The organism is Paenibacillus xylanilyticus, assembly GCF_013359935.1.
Taxonomy (GTDB): domain Bacteria; phylum Bacillota; class Bacilli; order Paenibacillales; family Paenibacillaceae; genus Paenibacillus; species Paenibacillus xylanilyticus.
The window spans coordinates 1-239 of record NZ_JABMCB010000082.1; the positions used below are offsets into that span (position 1 = coordinate 1).

Sequence of the window (239 nt, forward strand, 5' to 3'; positions counted from 1 at the left end):
CGTAGTCGAAGGACAACAGGTCGAAATTCCTGTACCACCGTAAGCCGTTATGAGCAATGGGGGGACGCAGTAGGGTAGTGACGCAGACTGATGGATGTCTGTCCAAGCAGTGAGGCTGATGTGTAGGCAAATCCGCACATCCTAAGGCTGAGCTGTGATGGGGAGTGAAAATTACAGTAGCGAAGGTCATGATCTCACACTGCCAAGAAAAGCCTCTAGCCAGGTGATGGTGCCCGTAC

The 239-nt window shown here is 52.3% G+C and carries 1 rRNA gene; it reads left to right on the top strand.

Going from position 1 to position 239, the window contains the following annotated elements:
• Positions 1 to 239 (top strand): 23S ribosomal RNA (locus HP552_RS35975); the annotation flags it as partial.